General features: G+C 70.9%; 4 protein-coding genes. All 4 read left to right on the top strand.

Annotated features, from left to right (window positions below; genetic code table 11):
* Positions 1–645 (top strand): hypothetical protein (locus AOJ26_RS37585; RefSeq protein ID WP_053852839.1); only part of this gene is annotated, 645 nt, incomplete at its 5' end.
* A complete protein-coding gene (locus AOJ26_RS37580) occupies positions 642–1,013 on the top strand; it encodes a DUF2255 family protein (RefSeq protein WP_053852838.1) in 372 nt (123 codons plus the stop codon). The genes AOJ26_RS37585 and AOJ26_RS37580, both read left to right, overlap by 4 nt.
* A 205-nt stretch (positions 1,014–1,218) precedes the next feature.
* Positions 1,219–1,692 (top strand): SsgA family sporulation/cell division regulator, encoded by a 474-nt coding sequence (locus AOJ26_RS37575; protein WP_053852837.1) that lies wholly within the window; start codon positions 1,219–1,221, stop codon positions 1,690–1,692.
* 208 nt (positions 1,693–1,900) lie between these two features.
* Positions 1,901–2,755 carry a Bax inhibitor-1/YccA family membrane protein gene (locus tag AOJ26_RS37570; protein ID WP_053852836.1) on the top strand — a complete coding sequence of 285 codons (855 nt, stop codon included), beginning with the start codon at positions 1,901–1,903 and terminating at the stop codon, positions 2,753–2,755.
* Positions 2,756–3,080 lie beyond the last annotated feature (325 nt).

Raw genomic sequence — 3,080 nt, 5'->3', positions numbered from 1 at the left:
GCCCTGCACCTGGATGAGGACGAGGAGCGCTACCTCTACCAACTCGCCGGCCGCACCGACGACCGCCCACAACGCCGCGGCCGACGACCCCAACGCCTACGGCCCGCCATGCGCCGCCTCCTCGACCAACTCACCCACACCCCCGCACTCGTCCTCGGCAGACGCCTCGACATCCTCGCCTGGAACCCCACCGCCACCGCCCTCTACACCGACTTCGCCGCCGTACCGGCCCACCAGCGCAACTACCTGCGGCTGATGTTCACCGACCCGACGATCCGGGAGCTGGACCTGGACTGGGAACGCGACGCGCGCGACGCGGTCGCCGCCCTGCGCCTGGAGGCCGCGGCCGACCCCGGCGACCCGGAGCTCGCCCGCCTGGTCGGCGAACTGTCGGTACGGGACGCCGACTTCCGCACCTGGTGGGCCGAACACCGGGTCAGCAGCGCGTCCTACGGCACGAAGCACTACCGTCACCCCGTGGTCGGCGATCTCACCCTCGACTGCGACACCTGGGCCAGTCCCGACGGTTCCGGGCAACGCCTGATGGTCCTCACCGCCGAACCCGGCACCTCGTCCCACGACGGCCTGCGCATCCTCGCCTCCTGGACCGCCCGGACGCCCAGCAACGAGGACCTGCACCGATGACCGCCTGGACACCCGAGGACCGGACCCTCTTCTCCGAGACCTACTCCCTCGTCCTGACAGCCGGGGACACGGGTCGCCCCGGGGTGGAGATCGGCATGGTGGTCGTCGACGGCGCACTGTACGTCCGCGCCTACCGGGGAGTGGGTTCCCTCTGGTACCGGGCGGCCCGGGAGCACGGCCACGGAACGATCCGGGTGGGTGCCGTCCGCCGTGACGTCCTGCTCACGACCGGTGGCCTGGAACCGCCCGCCGGGCTCGACGCCGCCTTCCGCGCCAAGTTCGGCCCGGTCGCCGAGGCCCTCGTCGCGAGCCCGGAGGCCCGGGCTGCGACGATCCGCATCGACCCGGCGCCCGCTCCTTCGCCTTGAGCCCCATGGGTCCACTGTTCGGTGAGGTCATGCCGGGGACGATGACTTACGTCACCGCGGTCCCCCGCCCCGTCCGGTGGCCGTGCGCGGCCCTGCCACGTCCTCGTCGGCGCAGGAGGCCGACCGTCAAGTGACCGATGTGCGGGTTCCGTTCCCGGCGAAGAGTGGGACACACAGACTTCGTCCCACGGAGGGAACTTCCGTCATGCACCGCGATCAGTCATCCCTGGAGGCGTCTTCGGCGCCCCAGCAGTCCGTGCCTCCGCTGTTCCTGGACCTCGATCAGATGCTGGACGAATTCACCCCGCTGCCGATACGCGCGGAGTTCCACTTCGACGCGGACACACCCGCGGTGATCACGGTCGAGTTCCTGGCGGAGCGCGGGCCGGGCATCGTCTGGCGCATCGGCCGCGAGCTCCTGCACCGCGGCCTGACGGCGATGAGCGGCTGCGGCGACGTACGCATGTGGCCCGCGCTGCCCAGGGAGCGGCCCTCGTCCTGGCTGCTCCTCGAATCGCAGGAAATGGAGGCCCTGTTCGAGGTTCCTGCGGCGCCGCTGGCGCAGTGGCTGGACGCGACGTACCGGATCACCCCGGCCGAGTCGGAGATGGACGGTCTGAACTGGGACGGCTTTCTCCGGCAGCTCCTCGCCGGACCGATGGCACCCACCGCCGAATGACCGCAACCGGCCCTGGGTGACGGCCGCGTCCGGGCGTGCCGGGAACGACTTGCCTCCTCTTGCGTCACCTGTCAGAGTGGTGACGGAAGAGGGGATGCGTCGTCGGCCCGGCCGTCGTCGTCCACTGCCACACGTATGCCGTCCCGGGCACCCGATGACAACCCTTTGCCGCAGGCCGCGAGCGTGCGGCGGACGAGGAGGAAACGACATGAACACCAGCAACCCGATCTTCTCCCGCTGGGGCGCCGCCCGTGACGGGGGCCCGTCCCAGGCCTACGCGCGGCGCCCGGTGGGAGCGGCGGTCGGTGGCGCGCCGACGGACGACCACACGGCCAACCCCTACGCCCCCGGAGCCGACACCGCGCCGCGGACCTCCGGAACCGCGGTGACCATGGACGACGTCATCGTCCGCACCGCGACGACACTCGGCGCGGTGGCCCTGACGGCCGTCCTGTCCTGGCTGCTGCTCCCCGTCGACGAGGCGAACCTCAGCCGGTCGTACGGCATCGCGGTGGGCGCGGCTCTCGTCGCCTTCGTGCTGTCGCTGGTCCAGTCCTTCAAGCGGACCCCGTCCCCGGCGCTGATCCTCGGGTACGCGGCGCTCGAGGGTGTTTTCCTCGGTGTGCTCTCCAGCACGATCTCGACGTACATCGCGCCGGGTGTGGTGGTCCAGGCGGTGCTCGGCACCTTCGCGGTCTCCGCGGGTGTGCTCCTGGCGTACCGGATGCGGTGGATCAGGGTGACCCGGCGGTTCACCGGGTTCGTCGCCGCCGCCGCGACCGGCTTCGTCCTGCTGCTCGTCGCCGACCTGCTCTTCTCCGCCTTCGGCGCGGGCAACGGCCTCGGCTTCCACAGCGGCGGCCTCGGCATCCTCTTCGGTGTCGTCGGCATCCTGCTCGGCGCGGCCTTCCTCGCCATGGACTTCAAGCAGGTCGAGGACGCCGTAGCGTACGGGGCCCCGCGCGAGGAGGCATGGCTTGCCGCGTTCGGTCTCACCCTGACGCTGGTGTGGATCTACCTGGAGGTGCTGCGGGTGCTGACTCTTCTCAACAGCGACAACTGAGTTCACCTGCAACTGGAGGGGCCCGCGCTGTGCGCGGGCCCCTTTCGTCGTGCCGGCGTCACCCCATGGCCTGTCCGCAGCGGCCCGACCGATGCCACGACTCGCCCTGCGGTGCAACGAGAACTGGTCCTGTCCCCACGGGAGTTGCCACCCGCTTCCACATGATGCGCCCTGCTGCGACAGCCCTTCCCCGAGGCGGTGCACAGCCAGACGGGTCGGCGAATCGCGCTGCACCGGCTCTCTCTCGCCCCGGGAATTCCTGACATGTCGAGAGCCCATCCCCACCACCAGGCGCCCCCCTCTCAGGTGCGCATCGGCCTGCCCC

The organism is Streptomyces sp. NRRL B-24085, from assembly GCF_001282115.1.
Lineage (GTDB): Bacteria > Actinomycetota > Actinomycetes > Streptomycetales > Streptomycetaceae > Streptomyces.
Note: the sequence above shows the minus strand (reverse complement) of the source record. Positions and strands in the feature narration are given on the sequence as shown.